This is a genomic window from Neomoorella sulfitireducens, assembly GCF_024733845.1.
Taxonomy (GTDB): Bacteria; Bacillota; DSM-521; order Neomoorellales; family Neomoorellaceae; genus Neomoorella; species Neomoorella sulfitireducens.
In genome coordinates this window covers 160,171-183,737 of sequence record NZ_JANRHG010000002.1, presented here as the reverse complement: position 1 = coordinate 183,737, position 23,567 = coordinate 160,171, and the positions used below count along the sequence as shown (strand labels likewise).

26 protein-coding genes and 1 riboswitch are annotated in these 23,567 nt (G+C 54.4%); of the genes, 19 read left to right on the top strand and 7 right to left on the bottom strand.

Annotation, left to right across the window (positions count from 1 at the left end; all coding sequences use genetic code 11):
- Nucleotides 1-125 precede the first annotated feature (125 nt).
- From NWF31_RS03765 to NWF31_RS03735, 7 genes are all read left to right on the top strand, one after another.
- Nucleotides 126-992 carry an SWIM zinc finger family protein gene (locus NWF31_RS03765; RefSeq protein WP_258359172.1) on the top strand — a complete coding sequence of 289 codons (867 nt, stop codon included), beginning with the start codon at nt 126-128 and terminating at the stop codon, nt 990-992.
- An 82-nt stretch (nt 993-1,074) separates the two neighbouring features.
- The gene (locus tag NWF31_RS03760; RefSeq protein WP_258359171.1) at nt 1,075-1,518 is read left to right on the top strand and encodes an OsmC family protein; all 444 of its coding nucleotides are present in this window, start codon (nt 1,075-1,077) and stop codon (nt 1,516-1,518) included.
- A gap of 121 nt (nt 1,519-1,639) precedes the next feature.
- Complete coding sequence (locus NWF31_RS03755; RefSeq protein ID WP_258359170.1) at nt 1,640-2,197, top strand: sigma-70 family RNA polymerase sigma factor; 558 nt, start codon at nt 1,640-1,642, stop codon at nt 2,195-2,197.
- Nucleotides 2,190-2,801, top strand: a complete 612-nt coding sequence (locus NWF31_RS03750) for a hypothetical protein (protein ID WP_258359169.1) — start codon at nt 2,190-2,192, stop codon at nt 2,799-2,801. Before NWF31_RS03755 ends, NWF31_RS03750 begins: the two co-directional genes overlap by 8 nt.
- A 92-nt stretch (nt 2,802-2,893) precedes the next feature.
- On the top strand, nt 2,894-4,063 hold the full coding sequence (locus NWF31_RS03745) for a COG1470 family protein (protein ID WP_258359168.1): 1,170 nt from the start codon (nt 2,894-2,896) through the stop codon (nt 4,061-4,063).
- Nucleotides 4,033-5,037, top strand: a complete 1,005-nt coding sequence (locus NWF31_RS03740) for an ABC transporter ATP-binding protein (RefSeq protein ID WP_258359167.1) — start codon at nt 4,033-4,035, stop codon at nt 5,035-5,037. The genes NWF31_RS03745 and NWF31_RS03740 overlap by 31 nt, the downstream gene beginning before the upstream one ends.
- Nucleotides 5,018-6,022 (top strand): ABC transporter permease, encoded by a 1,005-nt coding sequence (locus NWF31_RS03735; RefSeq protein WP_258359166.1) that lies wholly within the window; start codon nt 5,018-5,020, stop codon nt 6,020-6,022. The genes NWF31_RS03740 and NWF31_RS03735 overlap by 20 nt, the downstream gene beginning before the upstream one ends.
- A gap of 189 nt (nt 6,023-6,211) precedes the next feature.
- Here NWF31_RS03735 and NWF31_RS03730 read toward each other — a convergent pair whose 3' ends face one another.
- Nucleotides 6,212-6,910 carry a GGDEF domain-containing protein gene (locus tag NWF31_RS03730; protein ID WP_258359165.1) on the bottom strand — a complete coding sequence of 233 codons (699 nt, stop codon included), beginning with the start codon at nt 6,908-6,910 and terminating at the stop codon, nt 6,212-6,214.
- Between the two features lie 251 nt (nt 6,911-7,161).
- Nucleotides 7,162-7,249: riboswitch (cyclic di-GMP riboswitch) on the top strand.
- An 84-nt stretch (nt 7,250-7,333) separates the two neighbouring features.
- On the opposite strand from NWF31_RS03730, the gene NWF31_RS03725 reads away from it, so the two are divergent.
- Nucleotides 7,334-8,167, top strand: a complete 834-nt coding sequence (locus NWF31_RS03725; protein ID WP_258359164.1) for a copper amine oxidase N-terminal domain-containing protein — start codon at nt 7,334-7,336, stop codon at nt 8,165-8,167.
- Nucleotides 8,168-8,316: 149 nt separating this feature from the next.
- Here the strand turns inward: NWF31_RS03725 and NWF31_RS03720 are convergent, their stop codons facing one another.
- From NWF31_RS03720 to NWF31_RS03710, 3 genes are all read right to left on the bottom strand, one after another.
- Complete coding sequence (locus NWF31_RS03720) at nt 8,317-10,164, bottom strand: NADH-dependent [FeFe] hydrogenase, group A6 (RefSeq protein WP_258359163.1); 1,848 nt, start codon at nt 10,162-10,164, stop codon at nt 8,317-8,319.
- An 83-nt stretch (nt 10,165-10,247) separates the two neighbouring features.
- Nucleotides 10,248-11,960, bottom strand: a complete 1,713-nt coding sequence (nuoF, locus tag NWF31_RS03715) for an NADH-quinone oxidoreductase subunit NuoF (RefSeq protein ID WP_277998780.1) — start codon at nt 11,958-11,960, stop codon at nt 10,248-10,250.
- Entirely contained in the window at nt 11,902-12,432 is a 531-nt protein-coding gene (locus tag NWF31_RS03710) for an NADH-quinone oxidoreductase subunit NuoE family protein (protein ID WP_258359162.1), read from the bottom strand. The genes nuoF and NWF31_RS03710 overlap by 59 nt, the downstream gene beginning before the upstream one ends.
- Nucleotides 12,433-12,679: 247 nt before the next feature.
- Here NWF31_RS03710 and NWF31_RS03705 point away from each other — a divergent pair, with 247 nt between their 5' ends.
- The 5 genes from NWF31_RS03705 to NWF31_RS03685 all read left to right on the top strand — a co-directional run bounded on the left by NWF31_RS03705 (nt 12,680) and on the right by NWF31_RS03685 (nt 16,791).
- A complete protein-coding gene (locus NWF31_RS03705; RefSeq protein ID WP_258359161.1) occupies nt 12,680-13,828 on the top strand; it encodes an aminotransferase class V-fold PLP-dependent enzyme in 1,149 nt (382 codons plus the stop codon).
- Entirely contained in the window at nt 13,821-14,105 is a 285-nt protein-coding gene (locus NWF31_RS03700) for a putative Se/S carrier protein (RefSeq protein WP_258359160.1), read from the top strand. Before NWF31_RS03705 ends, NWF31_RS03700 begins: the two co-directional genes overlap by 8 nt.
- Nucleotides 14,106-14,271: 166 nt before the next feature.
- Nucleotides 14,272-14,586, top strand: a complete 315-nt coding sequence (locus tag NWF31_RS03695; protein WP_258359159.1) for a FeoA family protein — start codon at nt 14,272-14,274, stop codon at nt 14,584-14,586.
- 16 nt (nt 14,587-14,602) lie between these two features.
- Nucleotides 14,603-15,391 carry a FeoB small GTPase domain-containing protein gene (locus NWF31_RS03690; protein ID WP_258359158.1) on the top strand — a complete coding sequence of 263 codons (789 nt, stop codon included), beginning with the start codon at nt 14,603-14,605 and terminating at the stop codon, nt 15,389-15,391.
- Nucleotides 15,391-16,791, top strand: a complete 1,401-nt coding sequence (locus NWF31_RS03685) for a nucleoside recognition domain-containing protein (protein WP_258359157.1) — start codon at nt 15,391-15,393, stop codon at nt 16,789-16,791. Before NWF31_RS03690 ends, NWF31_RS03685 begins: the two co-directional genes overlap by 1 nt.
- Nucleotides 16,792-16,797: 6 nt before the next feature.
- On the opposite strand, the gene mntR is transcribed toward NWF31_RS03685, so the two are convergent.
- The 3 genes from mntR to NWF31_RS03670 all read right to left on the bottom strand — a co-directional run bounded on the left by mntR (nt 16,798) and on the right by NWF31_RS03670 (nt 18,768).
- Nucleotides 16,798-17,271 (bottom strand): transcriptional regulator MntR, encoded by a 474-nt coding sequence (gene mntR, locus NWF31_RS03680; RefSeq protein ID WP_258359156.1) that lies wholly within the window; start codon nt 17,269-17,271, stop codon nt 16,798-16,800.
- A 99-nt stretch (nt 17,272-17,370) separates the two neighbouring features.
- A complete protein-coding gene (locus tag NWF31_RS03675; protein WP_258359155.1) occupies nt 17,371-17,613 on the bottom strand; it encodes an alpha/beta-type small acid-soluble spore protein in 243 nt (80 codons plus the stop codon).
- A 63-nt stretch (nt 17,614-17,676) separates the two neighbouring features.
- Complete coding sequence (locus tag NWF31_RS03670; RefSeq protein WP_258359154.1) at nt 17,677-18,768, bottom strand: GerAB/ArcD/ProY family transporter; 1,092 nt, start codon at nt 18,766-18,768, stop codon at nt 17,677-17,679.
- Nucleotides 18,769-18,918: 150 nt separating this feature from the next.
- Here NWF31_RS03670 and NWF31_RS03665 point away from each other — a divergent pair, with 150 nt between their 5' ends.
- The 6 genes from NWF31_RS03665 (at nt 18,919) to NWF31_RS03640 (ending at nt 23,567) form a co-directional block, all read left to right on the top strand.
- Complete coding sequence (locus NWF31_RS03665; protein WP_258359153.1) at nt 18,919-20,586, top strand: spore germination protein; 1,668 nt, start codon at nt 18,919-18,921, stop codon at nt 20,584-20,586.
- Between the two features lie 59 nt (nt 20,587-20,645).
- The gene (locus NWF31_RS03660; RefSeq protein WP_258359152.1) at nt 20,646-21,926 is read left to right on the top strand and encodes a Ger(x)C family spore germination protein; all 1,281 of its coding nucleotides are present in this window, start codon (nt 20,646-20,648) and stop codon (nt 21,924-21,926) included.
- Nucleotides 21,927-21,978: 52 nt separating this feature from the next.
- Complete coding sequence (locus NWF31_RS03655; protein WP_258359151.1) at nt 21,979-22,212, top strand: hypothetical protein; 234 nt, start codon at nt 21,979-21,981, stop codon at nt 22,210-22,212.
- 180 nt (nt 22,213-22,392) lie between these two features.
- The gene (locus tag NWF31_RS03650) at nt 22,393-22,569 is read left to right on the top strand and encodes a Flp family type IVb pilin (RefSeq protein ID WP_258359150.1); all 177 of its coding nucleotides are present in this window, start codon (nt 22,393-22,395) and stop codon (nt 22,567-22,569) included.
- Nucleotides 22,570-22,653: 84 nt separating this feature from the next.
- Nucleotides 22,654-23,163 carry an A24 family peptidase gene (locus NWF31_RS03645; protein ID WP_258359149.1) on the top strand — a complete coding sequence of 170 codons (510 nt, stop codon included), beginning with the start codon at nt 22,654-22,656 and terminating at the stop codon, nt 23,161-23,163.
- A gap of 5 nt (nt 23,164-23,168) precedes the next feature.
- The gene (locus NWF31_RS03640; RefSeq protein ID WP_258359148.1) at nt 23,169-23,567 is read left to right on the top strand and encodes a TadE/TadG family type IV pilus assembly protein; all 399 of its coding nucleotides are present in this window, start codon (nt 23,169-23,171) and stop codon (nt 23,565-23,567) included.

Below are 23,567 nucleotides of genomic sequence, written 5' to 3'. Positions count from 1 at the left end.
GCCTTTGCCTGCGCCGGGCGGAACCTCACCTTAAGCCTCACGGTTGAGCCTCAGGCCACTTCGCGAAGGCTTTGGTGGGAACGAAAAAAAAGCCACTAAAGGCAGGCTTTTTTGGAGGTTAAAGAATGGCTTCACGACGCAACTTCGGCAGCAACTGGTGGGCCAGGCGCTGGCTGGATGTGCTGGAGTCCTTTGGCTGGGCCAGCCGCCTGCAGCGGGGCCGGACTTATGCCCGGCAGGGCAACGTCTTAAGTATTGATCTCGCCCCGGGGGTGGTCAATGCTAAAGTCCAGGGGACCAGGCCCGGGCCCTACAGCGTTAAAATTAAAATTAAGCCCCTGTCAGACGGGGAATGGAACCGGGTAATCGAGGCCCTGGCCAGCCAGGCAGCTTTTGCTGCCCGCTTGCTGGCCGGCGAGATGCCGGAGGATATTGAGACGGCCTTTACCGGGGTGAGCCTGTCCCTCTTCCCCCGCGCTGCCGGGGATATCGTCACCAGCTGCTCCTGTCCCGACTGGGCCAACCCCTGCAAGCATATCGCCGCCGTCTATTACTTGCTGGGGGAGAAGTTTGATAGCGACCCTTTCTTACTTTTCCTCTTGCGCGGGCGGGAAAAAGAAGCAATAATTAGGGGTCTTAGGGAGAAGCGCGCAGCCCTTGCCGGCGGTGGCCCATCCCTGCCGGTTAAAGAAGCAGAAAAGAAGGAGCCGGTTGCAGAAGAAAACAGGTTCCCACCAGAGTTGCCGGTCAACCCGGTTGAGTTCTGGCAGGCAGGGGAGGGGTTGACTGCCTTTCAGGTTAAGATGCACCCACCTGCTGTGCCCCAGGGGGTTTTAAAGCGCCTGGGTCCTCCTCCTTTAGGACGCTATGCCCGGGATTTTTACCAGCTTTTAAATAGCTATTACCGGGAAATCTCCCGCCGGGCTTATGAGCTGGCCTATGATGCAGGAGATGGCGACGCAGCCAATTCCAGTTATGCTAATGGCCGTTAGGCAGGTGTGACAGGTTTCCCTAAATTGCTTCTGCTTCGCCCCTGGTGTATAATAGCAAAAAATAGCACCAGGAGGGAAAAGGATGAAAGTAACCGTAACCTGGGAAGGGGAACACATGTGTTTAAAGGGCCTGGGGCCCTCCGGCCAGCCGGTAACCATGGACGCCGCCCCCGAGCACGGCGGCCAGAACCTGGGAGCCAGGCCTTCAGAGGTCCTGCTCATGGGTATGGCCGGGTGCACGGCCCTGGATGTCCTGAGCATCCTTAAGAAAAAACGCCTGTCCCTGACTTCCTTTGCCATTGACGTCGAGGCTGAACGGGCTCCAGAGCATCCTAAAGTCTTTACCGCTGCTACCCTGGTTTACCGCCTTGCCGGACCCGACCTCCCTGAAGACCAGGTCAAGCACGCCATCGAGTTATCTTTAAGCAAATACTGTGGCATGGTCAATACGCTGAAGAAAGCCATGCCCATCAGTTACTGTTATGAGATCAACGGTAATCGCAGCCCGGTAACACCCGCCCCTTAGGGCAAAGATGTTTTATGGCGAGTGCTGCCGGTAACAAACACGGCCAGGGAGTACCCCTGGCCTTTTAAATGAATAAATGCTAAAATATTTTTCAGGCAGCTTCCCGGGGAGGGAAACGGATTTGGGCATATCTGAGCCCTTTCTCCAGCCGGAAATGGCTTCACCAGATCTGGATAATCGCCAGCAACACCTGGAATACTTGATGCGGCGCTTCGGCGATAAAGTCCTTTACCTGGCCTACTCCTACCTCCATGACCGTTATTGGGCCGAAGATGTTGCCCAGGAGGTTTTCATCAGGGTGTACACCCATCTGGATAAATTCGAGGGGCGCAGCTCCATTTATACCTGGATTTACCATATAACCGTCAACCTCTGTCGCGACCAGTTGCGGGCACTGAGCCGCCGCCGTGAACAGGAACCTGTAAATTATCAAGAGCAAGCCATTACCGGGGTTGAGGACCGGGTTCTGGAAAAATTGCAACAACAGGAATTATGGCGTGCCGTTTTAAACTTGCCGTTGATTTACCGGGAAGTAATATGGTTTTATTATTACGAACAACTGGGCCTGAAGGATATCGCTAAAATCCTTGGTATTTCCCTGCCGGCTGTAAAAATCCGTCTTTACCGTGCCCGCCAGCACCTGCAGCAAGTTTTAAAGGTGGGTGATGGTAATGCCTGAACACCGGAACCGCCTTGATGAGTTGCTGGCCGGATTACCGGGGAAAGTCCCGCCATCCCTGGCCGGCTGGCATTTTACAGCTGCCATGCGGCAAATGGTCCGGAAGAGGGTGGCCCTTTTATCGCCGGGAGAAGTACCTGAGATACCTTCCCTGGAGCGGCGGCGGAAATGGCCCCTGGCCGGTGCTGTGGCCCTGGCGTTGCTTTTTATCTTCCTGGCCTGGCGGCAGGGGCCGGCCAAAAACCACGGGCTGCCGGTAGGGTTTAAAGTTACACCCCTTCAGTACCGCGTGGTTAGCTTAAACGGGCCGGAACCCGAAGCCCTGGTGAGCATAGGCCAGGTGGAAGGTTCCGATCAACTCATGGCTTCCATTAGCAAGCGGCGGCAGCCTGCCGGCTGGCAGCTTATCTACACGCAACCCCTTGACGCATATCTGGTCTTACCGGTTCAGGTAATAAGTTCGGATACCAGCAGGAGTGCCTTAATACTGATTACCTATAGGGACCAAAGGGGGCCGGAATACCGCTATTTAATCCTGGAATTCGACGGCGACAGGGTAATACCATATCGTGAACAATATAAATTTACAGGAGCAGGGCGCTAGGAAGCCCTGATTTTTTTGGTTGTAACCTCCCGGCCCGGCCGCTCGTCTATATGATAGATATAAATTAAATATCGGTGATGGAGGGAATTATTTTGTTTCGCCAGCGCCAGTATGTAGTCCTGACGACCCTTTTATTTTTCTTTGCCCTGGCCTTTAGCCCCTTTACAGGTTCTGCCGGGGCGGATAACGGACTGCTTTTAGCCACAGCCTTCCCGGGCATTGAAACCCAACCGGGAGAAACCATCATCTTTCCCCTGGAGTTACGCAATAGTGGCGTACCCCAGAAAGTTGATTTGAAGGTTGTTTCCGCCCCCAAAGGGTGGCAGGCCCTTTTTAAAGGCGGCGGCATGATTGTCAGCCAGGCTTTTGCCAGAACTGATACACCGGCCAACATTGATTTCCAGGTCGAAGTACCGGCCGATGTTCAACCCGGGAACTACAGTTTAGTAGTCCAGGCCAGCGGGCCCAGCGCCTCCTCCCGCCTTGAGTTGCAGGTGGTCATTAAAGAAGTGGCTTCCGGAAGTGATAAGATGACCACCGACTACCCGGTTTTAAGCGGGACCAGCAGCACCACCTTCAGGTTCCGCGTTGATCTGACCAACAACGGTGCCCAGGAGCGCTCTTACAGCCTGGACGCCCAGGCGCCTCCAGGCTGGCAGGTAACCTTCAGCCCGGCCTATGACAGCAAGCAGATAGCCAGTTTGACGCTAAAGCCCGGCAACAGCCAGGGCCTGGATGTAACCGTAAAGCCACCCCAGAACGTCAAGGCCGGCACTTACGATATTCCTATCCAGGCCTCGGCGGGGAACAGTAAAGCCGGCGTTGTCCTCAAGGTTAATATCACCGGCACCTACACCCTGGAACTGACAACTCCCACGGGGCGCCTGAACGCCGACGCTGTTGCCGGGAGGGAGAGCCCGGTAACCCTGGTAGTCAAAAATACGGGCAGCGCCGATATGGCCAATATCACCTTTGCTGCCGCTGCAGCCAGCGGTTGGGCGGTCACCTTTAAACCGGAAAAAATCGACCTGCTGCCTGCAGGTTCCAGCCAGCAGGTAACGGCCTTTATCAAACCGTCCTCGAAGGCCATTGCCGGGGATTATGTGGTGAGCATTTCGGCCGATTCCCAGGAAACCAGCGCCAATGCCGATTTCCGGGTCAGCGTGCGAACCTCGACCCTTTGGGGTGCAGTGGGGGTAATCCTGGTCCTCATCGTTGTTGGTGCTGTGGCGTGGACTTTCCGGAAGTACGGGCGGCGATAGCCATGGCAGGACAGGAAGCAGTTATAATCACCCGCAACCTTACCAAGCTCTATGGCTCCATTACTGCCGTCCAGGACCTCAACCTGGAAATCAGGGAGGGAGAGATTTTCGGACTCCTGGGGCCTAATGGTGCCGGTAAGACGACAACGATATTAATGCTCCTGGGATTGACCGAGCCGACGTCCGGTCAGGCCCTGGTGAAGGGGCTTGACGCCACCCGCCAACCCCTTGAGGTTAAGCGGGTAGTTGGCTATTTACCTGATAATGTCGGGTTCTACGACGACCTTACGGCGCGGGAAAACCTCCTCTATACTGCTCGGCTTAACCGTATACCGCCGGTAGAAGCTGAGAAGCGCGTAATCTTAAGCCTGGAACATGTGGGTTTAAGCAGCCACGCCGGCCGTAAAGTAAAAGAGTTTTCACGCGGGATGCGCCAGCGGCTGGGCATAGCCGATGTCATGGTCAAGGACCCGGCAATTATTATCCTCGATGAGCCTACCCTGGGTATCGATCCCGAGGGTGTCCGGGAACTGCTGGCCCTCATTGTCAGGCTGGCCAGGGAAGGCGGGAAAACAGTCCTCCTTTCCTCCCATCTCCTGCACCAGGTACAGCAAATCTGCGACCGGGTGGGGATTTTTGTCGGCGGCCGCCTCCTGGCGGTAGGGCCTGTGGCTCTCCTAGGGCAGCAGGTTATGGCCGGCAAGCCCATGGAGATTGAACTCCAGGTTGAGCCAGATAATGAGCAGTTGATTTCCGTTCTCCGATCCCTCCCGGGTGTTACTGCCGCCGAGCGCCGCGGTGCATTTATCCGGGTATGCTGCGCTGCGGGCTGCGACATCCGCCCGCAACTCACGTCCGACCTTGCAAGTAAAGGATATAACCTCCTGTATTTAAGAGCCCGGGGATATGATTTGGATGATATTTACCGCCAGTACTTCCAGGGGGAGGGATATCATGAAACGCTGGCAGGCTAGTATAAAAGACTGGTTGGCATGGTTCCGCCAGCAGCAATGGTCCAGCGGTGGCCTGAAAACCGTCTTCCAGAAGGAGCTGGCAGACAACCTGAGCAGTACCCGGTTTACCATCCTGGTATCCCTGGTGGCCGTGGCCGGTATAGGCGCATTTTATGTTGCCGCCCAGAACATCCGCCAGGTGGCAGGCGAGGCAGATCCCCAATTTGTCTTCCTGCGCCTTTTTACCACCAGCGGCGGGTCCCTGCCGCCCTTTATTACTTTTATATCTTTTTTGGGACCCCTGCTGGGGCTAGCCCTTGGCTTTGATGCCATCAACGGTGAGCATAATAAACGTACCCTGAGCCGTCTCCTTGCCCAGCCAATTTACCGCGACGACGTGATCAACGGTAAATTCCTGGCCGGCCTGGCTGTCCTCGCTATGGTAATAGTGGCCCTGGGATTCTTAGTTGCCGGGCTGGGACTGCTGTTATTAGGCGTTCCTCCCACCGGTGAAGAAATCGGGCGGCTGTTTGTCTACCTCCTGATCACCATTATTTATGTTGCCTTCTGGTTGAGCGTCTCCCTCCTCTTTTCTTTATTGTTCCGCCAGACGGCTACCTCGGCCCTGGCGGGCATTGCCGTATGGCTCTTTTTCGCCCTCTTTGCCGGGATGCTGGCAGGGCTCATTGCCGACGGCCTCTTCCCGGTAAGTGAGGAAGCCCCGCCGGCCAGGATCCTGCACAACGCTGCCTTAAAACAAAATCTCGGCCGCCTTTCAACGACAACTCTTTACGATGAAGCTACAATAACTCTCCTTAATCCGGACGTGAGGACCCTAGGGCCTGTATTGGTGGAACAGCTGGAGGGAGCTGTAGCGGGAAGCTTGCCCCTGGGCCAGAGCCTGCTCCTCATCTGGCCGCACCTGGTAGGACTTATCGCTGCCACCATGCTGATTTTTGCCCTGGCCTATTACTTCTTTATGCGCCAGGAAATACGGGCCGGCTAGGCTAAAATATCTTTTTCTGCCGGTGATAAATCTTCACCGGTTTTTTCTTTTCACTACCCGAGGTGGTCGACCTGTAAGCCCAGGAGCGCCAGGTAAGCCGTCACGTGGTCAAACTCCTTCCCGGGCCGGGTTAAGGAAAAATGACAGTCCGGGTAAAATTTTTGCCCGGTTGGGGCTTATTAAAGGCCTTTACCCCCGGCTCGCAGTTCCCAGATGCGCGGGTCTGGCAGCTGGCTCAATTGCTTTCACGGCTACTACCGGTTTTTTCAGTTTTTTGGCTCTGGCTGAAGCTAGGCTGGCCGTATTGACCAGGTATTTGACGATGTAACTACTGTCTTCAGCAGAACTGTGTAGTTCTGAACAGCTGCCGCCGGCTACGCCGGCAGAAATAGCGACCTTTATTTTCCCGGGCCAGTTTTCATTGGCAAGGGTCAGGACCATTTGCCGGGCAAGTTTTTCGGCTTCGGCCAGGGGCCTGGTAGTAACAGCGGCAAATTCGTCCCCGGTATAGCGACATAAAGTTTCCTTATTACTGTCGATTAAGCCATTTAAGATTAAAGCAGTCTGGCGCAGGACATTGTCGCCGTAAATATGGCCGTACTCTTTATTAATGAAGCCGAAGTTATCTAAGTCCAGGAAGATTACCGCAATCTCCCGGCCTTCTTTTAATACCTCCAGGGCCTTTTCGTAAAAGATTTCGGCTTTATTTAACCCGGTAAGGCTATCGGTATATTTAGCCAATTCAGACATAATTTGGGCGTAGGTAACGATGCCAATAATATTACTTTCCCTGGTAACCACCAGACGCTCAATTTTATATTTTGCCATTAATTTTTGCGCTTCTGTGAGGCAGGCTGTTGGCGGTACAGTAATTACTTTGCGGGTCATAGGTGATGTCGGCTTTACGCTGTGGTTCCGGCGAGCGGGACGTTTCCTGGAGTGTCAAATAAAGATATCTCTTCCTTCCCCAAAACACATATTATAATTATACCCCTTTTTACTAGATTTGCCCATGGAGTTTTATAATTAATTTTAGGTAAGTTATAATATGTTAACCGTTGACCTTGCTGGCTTATTTACAATTAATCTGCCAACTGACAGTCAAAAAATTAATAAAGGTACCGATGAATATTTTAGAGAACCGCAAAAGGCGAACCCGACCGAAAGGCGGGGGCGCAAAGCCACGGGCCTAAAGCCTTAACAGGCCATGGCAGCCGGGTTGCCGGATAGGCCAATTGGAAAGTTGCTGGCGATCAGGGGCAACTCCGGTTTTTGCGGGTTGTCCTAAAATTTTATAGGGGGGTATGCAGGATGAAGTACAAAAAATTAATCAGTATGCTGGCCATAGCCAGCCTACTCCTGCCAGCCGGGATAGCTTATGCCCGCCCGGGCAATGGTAACAGTGACCATGGGGCCGGTAAGTATAAGTATATGATGGCGTTGGGAACGGGGAATGATCATGAAGAAGATAGTAAACTAGAAGATGAGTTGAAAGATCAGGAACAGGAAAGGGAAGAACAAGAAGAAGCAAAAATTGAAGAAGAAAATGAGTTAAACGAACAGGAACGGGAAGCCCAGGGAGAATCCCAGGAAAATGATTCTCAACAGTCTGAGCAACAACTGGAAAAAGAAGTGCGGCAAAGGGAAGAAATCCAGGTAAGGGAAGAAGTCCAAAACGCCGGATTGGAAAAATTCCAGGGCCGCATCCGGGTTAAGAAGAAGGAGATTAAGTTTGATGTACCGCCGGTGATTAAAGACGGCCGGACCCTTATCCCTGTCAGGGCGGTTACGGAAGGCCTGGGCGCAGCTGTTAACTGGGATGAGGCGGCAAATGCCGTGACTATAACCAAAAATGGAATTACCGTAGTACTAATCCCTGGCAGCACGGAAGTAACCGTTAATGGCACAAAAATAAATTTAGATGTTCCGGCTCTATTAATTAGCAACCGTACTTTTGTGCCCTTGAGGTTCCTGGGCGAGGTCTTTAAAGATGAAGTAAATTATGATGAAGGCAGTGGCGACATCGAAATTGAAGAAAGTAACAGCACCACAACACCTGAAACGCCGGTCAGCACCACGCCGACAACGCCAGAAGCCCCTGCCGGCACAAGTACCGGTACCAGCTCTACCCCGGCGACTACATAAAGTAACACCGGGGCGACAGTTCTTCCTTCCATCCTGGCGCCAGCAACTACGACCTCCTCTGTACCTGCCGCCTGGGGCGGCAGCAAAAAGCCCTGCCTTTGTGGCAGGGCTTTTTGCCGGCTCGTGGCATCTTTGCCTGATTGCGTAATTTACTGGACTGGATTTACCGCATACCCCGGCAAAGGCCCCCGCGGTGTGTAGTGGGTATGCAAAAGCTTATTCGCAGTCTCGCTCAAGGGCGCGCCCAGAAACTCGGCGTATATTTTCTGCACCGCTGGGTTTTCATGGGACAGGCGGATGCGGCGGGAGTAATCAATGCGGTAGAGGGCATCGGCACGGTTGTGGCGGTAGTCCAGGGAGATCTCCTTGTGGTCCCGGCTGCCAAAGATGGGCTGCCCGCCGCCGCCGACACAGCCGCCCGGACAGGCCATGATTTCGACGTAATCGAACTGCTCACCGGCCTTCATGCGATCGAGGATTTTGCGGGCGTTGCCGGTGCCGTGGGCGATGGCCACCTTGATCTTTCTATTCTTTAATTCCACCCAGGCTTCTTTGACGCCGCTGATACCCCGGAATTCTTCAAAGTCGATTACCCCCATTTCGCGGCCATGGGTGAGGGCATAGGCCGTCCTGACGGCTGCTTCAACAACGCCGCCGGTGGCGCCAAAAATGGTGCCGGCGCCGCTGGCTATCCCTAAGGGCGTGTCGTATTCTTCATCCGGTAGCTGGCGGAAGTTGAGGCCGGCCTGGCGGATCATCCGCGCCAGCTCCCTGGTAGTCAGTACAAAGTCGACATCCTTCCATTCACCGCTGCCCATTTCCGGGCGGCTGGCTTCAAACTTTTTGGCCGTGCAGGGCATGACGGCTACAACCACAATTTTTTTCGGGTCCAGGCCTTCTTTCTGAGCGAAATATGTCTTGGTAATGGCCCCAAACATTTCATGGGGTGACTTGCAGGTAGACAGGTTGGGGATGAATTCCGGGTAGAAATGCTCACAGAACTTAATCCACCCCGGGCTGCAGGAGGAGAGGAGAGGGAGGGGCCCGCCGCGGCCTTCCAGCCGTTCCAGGAGTTCATGGGCCTCTTCCATAATGGTCAGATCAGCCGTAAAATCGGTGGCAAAAACCCGGTCAAAGCCCAGCCGTCGTAAGCTGGCTACCAGTTTACCCGTAACTACAGTGCCCACCGGCAGGCCAAATACTTCTCCCAGGGTAACCTGGATGGAAGGAGCAGTCTGGACGACCACATATTTGTCCGGGTCTGCCAGGGCCTGCCAGACTTCATCAATGCACTCCTTTTCCACCAGGGAAGCCGTGGGGCAGGCGATAACGCACTGGCCGCAGGTGATACAGGCGACTTCGGCAAGGTCTTTCATAAAGGATGGGGCAATGACGGTGTTAAATCCCCGGTTCTGGGCCGAATAGACATGAACTTCCTGGACCTTGCTGCAGATGGCCTCACAGCGCCGGCATTTAATACATTTATTATAATCGCGGACGATAAAAGGGTTCTTATTGAAAATTGGATAGTTGGAGATTTCGCCGGTAAAGCGAATGTTGCGGATGCCCAGGGTATCGGCAAGGTGCTGCAACTCGCAGTTGAGGTTGCGGATGCAGTTAGTGCACTCCCGGTGGTGGTCGGAGAGCAGGAGTTCCACCACGGTGCGGCGGGCCCGGAGGACCCGGGGCGTGCTGGTACGGACTTTGAGGCCGGCAGAGACAGGGTACACGCAGGCCGCCTGGAGGTTTTTGGAACCCTCTATTTCCACCATGCACACCCGGCAGGCGCCGATCTCATTGATGTTTTTCAGGTAACAGAGGCTGGGAATCTCAATCCCCACCCGGTGGGCGGCCTCCAGGACAGAAATACCTTCCTCAGCCACGACTTCCCGGCCGTCAATCCAGAAGCGTACCTTTTTCCTTGCGACGGGGCGGGTGGCGTCTTCCTCCCGGCCAACGGGGGAAACTGGTTCGAAGGTGAATTTGTCAGCAGGCATAAGATTGCTCCTTTACCATGGCTTGGTTTGCGCTCGCACAAAATCCTCACGAAGCGATCTGGGGCTTACTCTCGGGCACGGGTTTAGTGAAGAACTGGTCGACGCGTTAAATTGCGGCACACCCCGGCCGGGCAGTATTTATCCCGGACGTGGGCCTCGTACTCGTGGCGGAAATACCGCAGGGTAGAAAGGATGGGGTTGGGCGCCGTCTGGCCCAGGCCGCAGAGGGAGGCCTCTTTAACGTCGTGGCTCAAGTCTTCCAGTAGTTTGAGATCATCCATGGTGCCCTCTCCGGAAGTAATGCGCTTTAAGATCTCCAGGAGGCGTTTAGTTCCCACGCGGCAGGGAGTGCAGCGGCCGCAGGACTCGTCCTGGGAAAACTCCAGGTAAAAGCGGGCAATATCTACCATGCAGTCGCTTTCATCCATGATGATAAGCCCGCCGGAGCCCATAATAGAGCCGGCAGCAGTTAGGGCTTCATAGTCAACAGGTGTATCCAGCATCTCCTCCGGGAGGCAACCCCCGGAAGGACCGCCCGTCTGCACGGCTTTAAACTTTTTCCCGCCAGGAATACCACCGCCGATGCCAAAAATTATCTCCCGCAGGGTGGTGCCCATGGGCACTTCGATGAGGCCGGTGTTGTTGATACTGCCGGCCAGGGAGAAGACCTTGGTGCCTTTGCTGCCTTTGGTGCCGAAGGAGGCGTGCCATTCCGCACCTTTACGGATAATCACCGGTACGTTGGCCAGGGTTTCGACGTTATTGACCACGGTAGGCTTGCCCCAGAGGCCGGCCTGGGCCGGGTAGGGCGGCCGTGGCCGCGGTTCACCCCGGCGACCCTCGATGGAGCGAAGGAGTGCCGTTTCTTCGCCACACACGAAGGCCCCGGCTCCCAGGCGGATCTCAATGTTAAAAGAAAACCCTGTACCGAGAATGTTATCCCCCAGGAGGCCGGCGCGGCGCGCCTGGCGGATGGCCCTTTCCAGGCGGTCGACGGCGATAGGATACTCGGCCCGGACATAGACATAGCCCTGCCGGGCACCGGTAGCGTAGCCGGCGATAGCCATCCCTTCCAGGACACTGTGGGGATCGCCCTCCAGGATGCTGCGGTCCATGAAAGCACCGGGATCCCCCTCGTCGGCGTTGCAGACCACATACCTGGGCCGGGCCGGGGCCGCGGCCGTCAGCTCCCACTTGCGACCCGTAGGAAACCCGGCCCCGCCGCGCCCCCGTAAACCCGAGGCGCTGATGGCGGCGATGATCTCTTCTGGCTGGCGCGACAGGGCTTCAGCCAGGGCCTGGTAACCGTCGCGGGCAATGTACTCGTTTATATCCTCCGGGTTGATGAGGCCGCAGTTGCGTAAGGCGATGCGGTGCTGGGCCTGGAAGAAATGGATTTCCTTCATGCGCCGGGCATGTTGCCCGGTGGCCGGGTCACGATAAAGGAGGCGAGTAATTACCTGGCCGGAAGCCAAACCCTTGACCAGGTCGGCGGCGTCCTCCTTCCGGACCCGGCAGTAAAAGATGCCTTCCGGGTAGACTACGGCAATGGGGCCCAGTTTGCAAAAACCAAAGCAGCCGGTCTTGATAATTTTTACTTTTTCTTGGAGCTGGTGGGCCTCCACCTGCTTTTTTAACTCCTCGCGCAGGCCGTGGCTTCCGGAAGAGCTGCAGCCGGTACCGGCGCAGACCAGTATTTGATGCTCCCCGGCAGCTTCTTCCCTGCCCAGGCGGGCCTCAATGAGGGGAAGGTGCTGTTGCCGGATGTGCAAAAGGTCGCTGGCGCTCGTAATCATCTGCTGGCTCCTTTTCCCGGTAGCGAGATATAACGCCGGTTACATCGCCGGTTTTAACCTGGCCATAGATGTCATCATTGACGGCCACCACCGGCGCCAGGCCACAGGCTCCCATGCAACGGGTGGACCGCAGGGTGAATAACCCGTCCGGGGTGGTATCGTCGTCGTCAAGTTCCAGTTCGTTTTTAAAGGCCTGGAAAATTTCCTGGGAGCCCTTGACATAGCAGGCCGTACCAAGGCAGATGCTGATGGTGTACTTACCCTTGGGTTCGGAGTTAAAGAGGGAATAAAAGGATACTACGCCGGCAATCTCCGCCAGGGGAATATTAAGCCTGGCTGCCAGGTAGGCCTGGACTTCGGACGAGATATAACCAAAGATCTCCTGGGCTTGTTGGAGAATGCGGATAAGCTGCCCGGGCTGGCGGCTGTAAACTTTAATGACCTTTTCAAGACGGCCGTATTTGTCCAGCATGTAATTTACCCCCGGGCTTAGTTTGAAGCAAGAGAGTTTTTTTATACCAGTCCCTACCCGTCTTGAAGTGAGCCATCCCCCGGGATTATCTCCGAGCCGCCTTACTGAAAAAAACTTATAAGAAAAAGTTATATTATGTATACAGGGTATCCGCGGGAAAAAAAGAATATTATTATATGACAGCAGGTAGTATAGCCGGAAATAACCCGGCCTTTACGGCCGGGAGGAGGAGCGTCAAAAATAGCTTATGATTTACCTGAACAATGCCGCCACTTCCTGGCCCAAGCCGGAGGGCGTCTATCAGAAGGCTGACACCTCTTTGCGCCAGCTGGTGGGCAGCGTTAACCGCGGGATCAATAGAGGGTCCCTTGATGCCGCCATGGCCGTCCTGGAAACCAGGGAATTGCTGGCTTCCTTTTTTAACATCCGCGAACCGGAAAACGTAGTTTTTACATGCAATGCTACTGCAGCTTTGAACCTGGCCCTCCAGGGACTGCTGGAAGCGGGCGATCATGTCATTATCAGCAGTATGGAGCATAACGCTGTGGTCCGCCCCTTATATGCCCTGAAAAAGATGGGCGTCGATTTTACCATCATACCGTGTGCCGCCGATGGCACCCTGGATCCCCGGGCGGTAGAAAAAGCCGTTGAACCGCGCACCAGGCTCATCTGCCTCACCCATGCCTCTAATGTCACCGGTACCATCATGCCCATTTTTGAAGTGGGGGAGATCGCCCGCCGCCATCACCTCCAGTACCTGGTAGATACGGCCCAGACGGCCGGGGAAATTCCCATTGATGTCGAGGCAGCAGGTATTACCCTGCTGGCCTTTACCGGCCACAAGGGGCTCCTGGGCCCTCCTGGGACCGGCGGCCTTTATATCCGCTACCCGGATACCGTTAACCCCCTCATTTACGGCGGAACGGGAAGCAATTCGGAATTGCCGGGCCAGCCGGAAATAATGCCCGATAAATATGAAAGCGGTACTATAAATGCCCCGGCCATTGCCGCCCTTGGGGCGGGGGTAAAATTTATCCAAGAAACCGGCCTGGAAGAGATCCGCCGGCACACCCTGATGCTTACCGGCATGCTTTTAGAAGGTTTGCGGCAAATGCCGGAAGTAACTGTTTACGGCCCGGCGGCGGAAAGACGGGTGGCGGTGGTATCAATCAATATTCGCGGCATTGGGGCGGGGGAGGCCGGCGCCTGGCTGGCCGAGCATTATGAAATTGTAACCCGTTCGGGGCTCCACTGCGCCCCCCTGGCACACCGGACCATCGGTACCCTGGCCACAGGTACCTTGCGGCTAAGCCCGGGTTACTTTAATACCCCGGCCGAAATCGAGGCCACCCTGGCCGCGATACGGGAATTGATAGAGGTGGTGCGAGATGCCTGACCTGGTGGTATTGTTAACTTTTCCTTCCACCTATTATGCCCTGAAGGCGGAAAAAATCGTCCAGGGAGCAGGGCTGCAAGGGCGGCTCATACCCATGCCAAGGGAAGTTAGTTCCCTGTGCGGTTTGGCCCTGGAGCTGGAGCCGGGAATAAGCGGCCGCGCCCTGGACCTCCTGCTGGCGGCAGGCGTTAAACCGGATAAAGAAGTGAAGGTCCTCAAAGACCGCGGTCGTCTCCTGGTAATAGAGGTAATTACAGGAAATAAGACGGGAAAATAACTTTCTTAAAGTAATCCGGCCTTCGGGTAATCCCGGGGGCTTTTTGTTTAAGCTTTTTGTGGCTGTTGTTATCGATTTTAAGCAAAGGGGGAACACCTGGCCTGCAGGCGGCATAGCCTGATATCAGAAACTTGCCGAACGGCAAGGGTTTGGGAGGCAGGCAAAAATGTGTGCTCCTGGCAACAGGGAGTTTCCCATCGAGGAGATAGGCGCAGAATACTCAGGTAAGAAGAGGAAAATAACAATGGGGGCAGTTACCAGCCTCAGCGACCTCAAGCCGGGCAGTACCGGGGAAGTTGTTTCCTTGCAGGCACGGGGCCTGACCCGGCGCCGCCTCATGGATCTTGGGCTGGTACCGGGTACCAGGGTGGTAGCCTTACGCCGCAGTCCCAGCGGTGATCCTACCGCCTTTTTCATCCGCGGGGCTGCCATTGCCCTGCGGCGGGAAGAAAGCCGGCAGGTTTTGGTGCGGCCGGTATAAAAGGAGAATGACTGGCATGGGGCTCACAAGACAGGCGACTGGTTTTTCTACATTACAGGAAAACTTTCTCCCGGACGGGAGTAACGGCTACGTAGTTGCCCTGGCCGGTAATCCCAATGCCGGCAAAAGTACGGTTTTCAATGCCCTGACGGGCTTAAAACAGCATACCGGCAACTGGCCGGGAAAAACTGTTCTCCAGGCCCGGGGTAAATTTACCCACCAGGGGCATAGCTTTACCCTGGTGGACCTTCCCGGCACCTATTCCTTATTGGCCAGTTCCGTAGAGGAACAGGTAGCCCGGGATTTTATCTGCTTCGGCAGGCCCGACGTTACGGTGGTGGTGGTCGACGCCACCTGCCTGGAACGCCACCTCAACCTGGTCCTCCAGGTTACGGAAGTAACGAGTAAAGTGGTAGTCTGCCTGAATCTTATGGATGAAGCCCGGCGGAAAAAAATAGTTATTGACGTCCCGGCTCTGGCTGGCGAGCTGGGACTACCGGTGGTGCCGACGGCAGCCAGGAAGGGGGAAGGCCTGGCCCGGCTGAAAGATGTAATCGCCGCCGTGGCTACGGGCACCCTGCATCCGGTTCCCACTCCCATAGTTTATGATGCCGCTATTGAAGCGGCTGCCGGCCGCCTGGCAAGGCAATTGCAACCTCTATTAAGGGGCCGGCTCAATGCCCGCTGGGTGGCCCTGCGCCTGCTGGAAGGCGACGCTACCCTGATCGAGGGAATCCAGGAGTTTTTAGGTAGGGAGTTAGATGATCCTGGGGTAAAGTTGCAGTTAAAAGAGGTGCTGGCCTAATGCCCGGCCGGAAAACAAATCAGGTTTTTGATGCGGCCCGGCACCTGGCCGGTGGTATGACGGCGTCTTACCGCGACCGGATGGTAACGGTCCTCTATGCCCGGGCGGAAGCCATTGCTTTCCGGGCCGTCGAAAAAAACGCGAAGGCGCGTTGGGATCTTGACCAGCGGCTAGATGCCATTTTAACCTCCAGGGTCTGGGGCTACCCCATCATGCTGGCCTTACTGGCCTTTGTTTTCTGGCTGACGCTGGAGGGCGCCGATTATCCCTCTACCCTTTTGGCCAATTTATTCTTTGCTTTCCAGGATATGCTTTCTGGATTATTTTACCGCCTGGGCGCCCCTGAATGGCTACATGGCATTGTGGTCCTAGGCATGTACCGTACCCTGGCCTGGGTAGTTGCAGTTATGCTACCGCCCATGGCCATCTTCTTTCCTATGTTTACCTTGCTGGAGGACCTGGGTTATCTCCCGCGCATCGCCTTTAACCTGGATAATTTCTTTAAAAAGGCCGGCGCCCACGGCAAGCAGGCCCTGACCATGTGTATGGGCTTTGGCTGCAATGCTGCCGGCGTCGTCGGCTGTCGCATCATTGATTCTCCCCGGGAACGGCTCCTTGCCATCCTGACCAATAATTTTTCCCCCTGCAACGGCCGTTTTCCCACGCTGATTACCCTGGCCGGCATCTTTATGGGCGGTTTCCTCACCACGGTATCCGGGACAGTACTGGCCGCCCTCACCGTCACCGGCATTGTCGGGCTGGGAATTATACTGATGTTTTTCACATCATGGCTGCTCTCCCGCACCATCCTGAAAGGGGTGCCTTCCTTCTTTGTCCTGGAACTGCCCCCTTACCGGCCGCCCCAGGTGTTACAGGTAATTGCCCGCTCTATCCTGGACCGGACCATCTATGTGCTGGCCAGAGCAGCCCTGGTGGCTGCGCCGGCCGGCGCTTTGACCTGGGTGCTGGCCAATGTCCATCTGGATGATTTAAGCATTATCGCCCATCTTACCGGTTGGCTCCAGCCCTTAGGAAAAACTGTGGGCCTGGATGGCTACATTCTCCTGGCTTTTGTCCTGGGCCTGCCGGCTAATGAGATCGTCCTTCCCATCCTGTTGATGAGTTACCTCTCAACAGGCATGCTCACCGAGGTGGATAGCCTGGCCGCTTTGGGAGAAATCCTGGTGGGAAACGGGTGGACCTGGGTTACCGCCCTGAATGTTATGCTCTTTTCCCTGCTGCACTGGCCCTGCGGAACCACCCTGCTGACTATTTATAAAGAAACAAAAAGCCTTAAGTGGCCCCTCCTGGCGGCTGTAATTCCGACGGCCATGGGCCTTGCTGCCTGCTTCCTGGTAAAGCTGCTGGCAGGTCTATTAGGAGCCAAGCTTGGGGGTTAACGCTCCCTAGTCGCTGCTGTGGCGAAACAGCCAGGCCCTGAGATCCTCCAGCTTTTCTCCTTCCGGGTACTTGTTAAGCCTGCTCATGGCCTGGACCTCTTCCAGGCTTTCGGGATGGGCGCGGAAATACAGGACCAGGTTACGAAACAGGCACATGGTAGGCGGCGTGATGTAATGCTCGATGCCTTCTACCTGTTCTTCAACCCCTACCCGGGCGTTGAGGAGGGTTAAAAACTCTTTCAGCACGGCATCGCGCCAGACCAGGAAATACCCCAGCCGCTTACCTTTATCCGTAAGGGCGATGTGGCGGTACTTTTCGTAGTGGATAAAGCCTTCTTCGTGGAGTTTCTGGATCATCCTGGTCACCGATGAGGGTTGGACGTTCAGGGCTTCCGCCAGGTCGACGGCCCGGACATAACCTTTTTCCTGGATTAACCTGTAGATCATCTCCAGGTAATCTTCCATGCTTTCCGTGAGCATGGCCATCCCTCCCGGAAGTTTGCTTCCTTCTAAACTTTATGCCGGGAGGCATATTTTTTTTACCTGATGGCACATGACAAAAAAAGCCGGCTTGGCCGGCTACAGCTCATCCTGCAGGTTTAAACGGGCTTTACGCTCGCCTTCTTCCGCCAGGGCCTTTTCCCCCGCCTTCACCAGTTTGCGCACCATATTGCCGCCGATTTTACCGGCTTCCCCGGTGGTCAACTCATCGCCAGCGTTGCCCAGGTCATCTTCCAGGCCCAATTCTTTGGCCGTTTCCCACTTCAATTTGTCGAGCTGTCTTTCCGTCCGCAGCCGGTCATTATCCTTTTTGTGGCTCATTTTAATCACCCCGCAATATTGTGCCGTTACAAGCAGGGAATTATGTACTTGCTAGCAGTAGTCTTACCCTTTAATGTTGCGTATTTTAGCTACCAGGAGCAGCGAGGCCGGGTAGATCAGGTAAGCAGGGAGGAAATAAAACGGGAAGGCGCGACCGGCAAAGATTAACATTTGGGAAAAATTTTCATAGAGGCTCATAGTTAAAAAGGTTAGCAGAAGGCCTGCCGGCAGCACAAGGGGGCGGTAATCCCGGAGGCCTAAAAGCTGGGCCGTGCCCAGGGTAAAGGTATAGTAGACAATAGCTAGTTTCAATAAAATGGTAAAGCTCCAGACGAAAATGATGACCGGTTCCAGGCGTTGCAAAAAGTCGCCAATATTAATCATCTGGATGGCTATAAGGCTGGGGAAATTAATGCGTGCCGTTTCGGAAGCGCCCAGGACGATGATGTTACGCACCAGTACCAGCGTGGTGAGCAATGACGCTATGATTACGGCCCGGGCGAAGGGAGCAAAGCTTTTTTTGGGTTCGGTTAAAAAAGGTAAAAGAACCAAAAAGAAAACGGTCTCGCCAAAGGGAAAGACAAAGGCCGGGTAGACCCCGCGCAGGACAGGCAGCGGCCCCCTTTCCATAACCGGGAGGAGGGCTTCCCAGTGAACCAGTCCCGGGACCGATACAGCCAGGGCGGTGAGAACTAAAATGGCAACGATAATAAAAGGAAGTAGCAGTTCACCAATCCGGGCCGGGACTTCTATCCCCAGGCGAACGGCGTAGGCAGCCAGGCCGGCAAAAACCCCGGCAACAATTTCCATTGGCGTTTGGGGCAAAACGATCAGCTTGTATAAATCAACAACGTTACGCAAAACCAGGGCCGCCAGGTGCAGGGCGTACCAGAGAAAAATAATATTCAAGCAGGTTCCCAGCCATCGCCCCAAAACCCGGGAGGCATATTGCACCGGTGATTCTCGCGGGAAACGCCGGCCGAGGGCAGTATAGCAATAGGCCGCACCCAGGCCCAGGGTTCCCGCTAGAAGATAAGATATCCAGGCGTCCTGTTTGGCCGGCCCGACAGGGACGATCAGGGTAGAGGTACCAATAAGGAACCCGGTAACCAGCATAAAAAATTGCCAGAGAGATATCCTGCCTTTTTCACCCACGGTTATTCCTCCTGACGACCAGCCAGTATTTCCTAACTAATATTTCCACTTAAAGGGAAAATATACAACTGCTCTTGGTATATAAAGCCATACCGGGTTTCATACTAGTTCCATCAAGTTCCACAATTTTGGCTAGAGAAGGTGCTGGCTTTGCTCTGGATATGGCACCGTTTATGGCGCCAAGCCACCCCCGGCAAGCAAACTTCAAACGAACACGCCCTGCTGATAACTACCAGGCTTGAAGCTAACATTGATTACCTTAAAAAAACCTTTGGCCAGAGTGAAGATCTGGTGATTAGAGAGATAGAACTGCCAGGTAACAAACTGGCGCTGGTTTACCTGGAAACCCTGATCGACCGGGATGTAGTCCAGCGGGATATCCTGCGTTCCCTGTTAGCCTTGCAGGCAGTATCGCTACCGGGGGACGAGGCAAAATTTAGCCGGTTGATCCGTGCCAGGTTAACCATCGGCGATCTTCAAGAAGAGCGGCTGTGGTCAAAGATAATCGCCGGCTTGCTGGACGGCAAGGCAGTTTTAATAGTTGAAGGTTACAACCGATGCCTGCTGCTCAGTATAGAAGGTTGGGAAAAAAGGCCGGTAGAAGAACCTGTCAATGAAGTTAGTATCCGTGGCCCCCGCGAGGGATTTGCTGAAAATTTAGCAACGAATATCTCTCTCATCAGGCGGCGGCTGCGCACGCCCGAACTCCGTTTTGAATCTATGAACCTGGGCCGGCGCACCCACACCAAGGTGGTTATCTGTTACCTGGAAGGACTGGTATTAAGGGGAATTCTTGAAGAACTCCGCCGCCGTTTGCAGCGCATTGATATTGACGGTATCCTGGAAAGCGGCTATATTGAGGAACTTATTGAAGACGCTCCCCATTCTCCCTTTCCCCAGCTTAACCGCACGGAGAGGCCGGATAAACTGGTTGCCGATTTATTAGAAGGCAGGATAGCCGTCCTGACTGATGGTACACCCTTTGCCCTGATCCTCCCGGGCAGCCTGGTATCCCAGTTGCATGCCCCGGACGATTATTATGAGCGCTGGCCTTTAAGTATAGGGGTTCGCCTGTTCCGCTTTTTAGGAATATTTATCGCCCTGCTACTGCCGTCCCTTTATGTAGCTTTGACTACCTTTCACCAGGAAATGATTCCTACTCCCCTGGCAATTTCTATCGCTGCCCAGCGTGAACTGGTGCCGTACCCGGCCGTTGTTGAAGCTTTAATCATGCAGGTACTCTTTGAAATTCTCATTGAAGCCGGCATAAGGTTGCCCCGGGCCATTGGCCCGGCGATCAGCATCGTAGGAGCCCTTGTTATCGGTGAAGCAGCCGTCCGGGCAGGGTTGATGTCGGCGGCAATGGTTATTGTTATTGCCGCTACAGCCATCGCTTCGTTTACTATACCTACTTTTGGCCTCAGCCAGGCCGTGAGGATGCTCCGCTTGCCGATGGTTTTTTTAGCCGGTTTTTTGGGCCTGCTTGGCATTTTTGCCGGCTTGCTGGTAATTTTAATCCACCTGGTGAGCCTGAGGAGTTTTGGTGAGCCTTATCTCAGCCCCCTGGCACCATTTATTTGGGAAGCGCAAAAAGACCTGGTGGTCAGGGTGCCCTGGTGGGCCATGCTCTGGCGGCCCGTACTAACCGGCTGGCGAGATTTGCGGCGTATAAAACCAGGCCTGCACCCTTTTATTACAGCTAGAGATAAAAATGCCCGTGATGAACTGGAAACGCAGTTGGGTGAAGGCAATGGGAAAAGCGTTACAGGCAGGAAAAAGAGGAGAAAAAAGATGGGGAAGCTGGCGAGGAAGAGATAAATTAACTGCCAGAGAGGCCTTATGGCGTTTAATGGCGAGATCGACTGGGAAGTGGTATATTGGTTTCTAAAGCCGGGAGCAATTATTTTTTATACGTAACCCTTGGCCTGGTAGCCCTTTTGATGGCCCTGTTCTTGAGCGGCTGCTGGGATCGCCGGGAGATAAATGAACTGGCCTTCCTGTCCAGCATGGCGGTAGACCTGGCAGGAGAGCAGCGTCTTTTAACCTATGAATTCGTCCGGCCAGGTGCTACCGGTGGGGGTGAAAGGGGGGGAGGGGGAACTTTACCTCATCGCCAGGCCACCCTCCGCAGTGGCAGGGGAGAAACCCTTATATCCGCCTGCCGGCAAATTACCACCGGCCTCCCCCGCCGGGTTTATCTTGCCCATACTAACGCGGTACTGGTAGGAGAAGAAATGGCCCGCCAGGGCCTGAGAGAGTTACTCGATTTTATTGACCGGCATCCGGAATTGCGCCGCACGACCTTGATCCTGCTTACCCGGGGGCCGGCACGGGAGGTATTAATAAAAGCCCAGGGGGACATAGAAACAACCCTGGGCAAGGAAATAAGCGGTCTCCGCAAGTGGGTGCAGAGCAGTGGTTACGGTTTTATTCCTAATGTTAACGACGTTTTTTTTGATTTAACCAATGGAGCGGGAACCACTGTCCTGCCGGTACTGGAGCTCAGTCCCCAGCCGTTCCCGCCCCTTATTGGCACGGGTGCATCGTCAAGCAGCGGTGGTTCCCTGGAAACTGGAGGGACAACTGGACGGGTAGAGGAACCTAGAACGGTAAGAACGGTGCGCCTCAACGGCGCCGGCCTTTTTTACCACGACAAACTGGTGGAGTGGCTGGATAAAGATCAGGCCCGCGGCTGGGCCTGGGTGCGCAATAAAGTGAGACGGGCCGTACTGGCGTTACGTTGCCAGGAAAATAATACCAAGGTTGCCGTAGATATAACTGAAGCCCATGCAGAAGTCAGTGTCGACATGCAAGGGGGCCAGCTCCGGGGTAAGATCAAGCTAAGGGTGGAGGGCGAGCTTCTGGAACAGCAGTGCAACCTGGACTTTACCAGGGAAGAGGCCATTAAATCGCTAGAAAGCCAGATGGCAGCTCAGATTACGGCTGAAATTAGCAGTGCCCTGAATCAGGCTAAGATGGTGGGAACTGATGTTTTCGGCTTTGGCAGCGCCCTCCATCGCCAACAACCTGAACTGTGGCGCCAGCTACAAGGACGCTGGAACGAAGAATTTAAAAAGCTGCCTGTTACCATCAATGTCGAAGCTAAATTAAGACGTACTGGGATGACAGGTCGTCCCTGGCAGCCCGGGGCGCGCTAGTAGTTAAAGCAACCGGCTCCCTTCTGAGACTTGCTATGTAAGGAGTGCCTTAATGGCAGGTTTGTTCATTTTAGTGGTTGTATATACCATTATCTTCATCCTGGATGTCCCGCCCCTGGTCCGGCGCCGGGCCTGGCGGGAATTACTCGCTTTTGCCGTCCTCTCCCTCATGGGGCTGGCCCTGGGGGTTCCCTGGTCCCTGGGGCATAAAATATTCTTTCCTTCGGAGGCACTGATAAAGTTGTTTGAACCCCTGGCCATGTTTGTCCTGGGTCCCCCGGAATAAAATGCTATGCAATTATAGGAACGAAAGGACCTAAGTCTCAAATAAAGCAGGCGAAGTTTAGGCCCCGTCCTAGAACAATACGGGACGATAGTCAGAACTTAAAATAAAACTGAAGCCCGATGGAAATTCGCCTCTAAATTGCTAAAATTTAAGCTAATAATAGCGAAAGGAGGCGGAATAATGCAATTACTTAAGAGACTGGTCCGTGAGGAGAAGGGGCAGGGAATGGCTGAATACGGTTTAATAATTGCGCTGGTGGCAATTGTCCTGATTGGTGCTCTTGGAATTTTAAGCGGCGGTATTCAACATATTTTTGAAGGAGTAGGCAATAAGCTTTCCGGCCAGCCAATCCAATAACTCGAAACGGCCCTACTTGGGTTGCATTACTTAAGTAGGGCCGGTTTTTAAATAATCCGGGAGAAGCCAGGAGGGCGGATACCGGTGGTCAAAGATGTGGTGTTAATTATTTTTCTGCTAATTTGCGCCGGTACTGATTTAAAAGAGCGCCTGGTTTATAACCGGGTAATACTCCCGGCGGTTGTCTTCGGGCTGCTCTATGCTTTTCTTAGCGACGGGATTGATGGTGTACGGTTAAGTTTAGAAGGTATGCTTTTGGGAGTTGTGCTATTATTGTTGCCCTTTTATTTAGGGGGGGTTGGGGCCGGCGATGTTAAAATGCTAGCGGCTATCGGTGCCATAGAGGGGCCGTATTTTACCCTCCACGCCTTTTTCATAAGCGCCCTGGTCGGGGGCGTATGGGCTTTTGCTTATCTGGCCCGCCGGGGGAAGGTTCTTGTTATCCTGAAGACTTTTTTCTGGAATGTCTATCTCCTGTTACAAGGTTTTCCGCTCAAAGGGTTGAGTAATAGCTTTAACGCAGGCATTGAGGGGACATTACCTTACGGGGCTGTTTTAGCCCTGGGTACTTTCTTAACCTATGTGAGCCGGTGAAAGAATTGCTTTGGGGAAAAATTTTCGGAAGCCGCCGGGCCCAGGCTCTTGTAGAACTGGCCTTAATCCTGCCGCTATTGCTTCTTATTGTCATGGGTAGCCTGGATACCGGCCGGATCTTGCATAGCTATCTGGTTTTGTCCAGCGCCGGCAGGGAAGGAGCACGGGTTGGGAGCGTCGGCGGGGATGATGCCGAGATCCGGGAGCGGGTCATGGAAGTAGCTCCTACCCTTAACCTTACGGAAAGCGATATTAGCGTTATTCCGGAACAGGGATTGCGTAACCCGGGTACTCCCCTTACGGTCAAGGTGACCTGCCGCATTGAATTTATTACACCGTTCCTCGATGGTTTACTTCCCAGTCCCTTCCCTTTAACCGCCGTAACTACCATGCGAGTGGAGTAG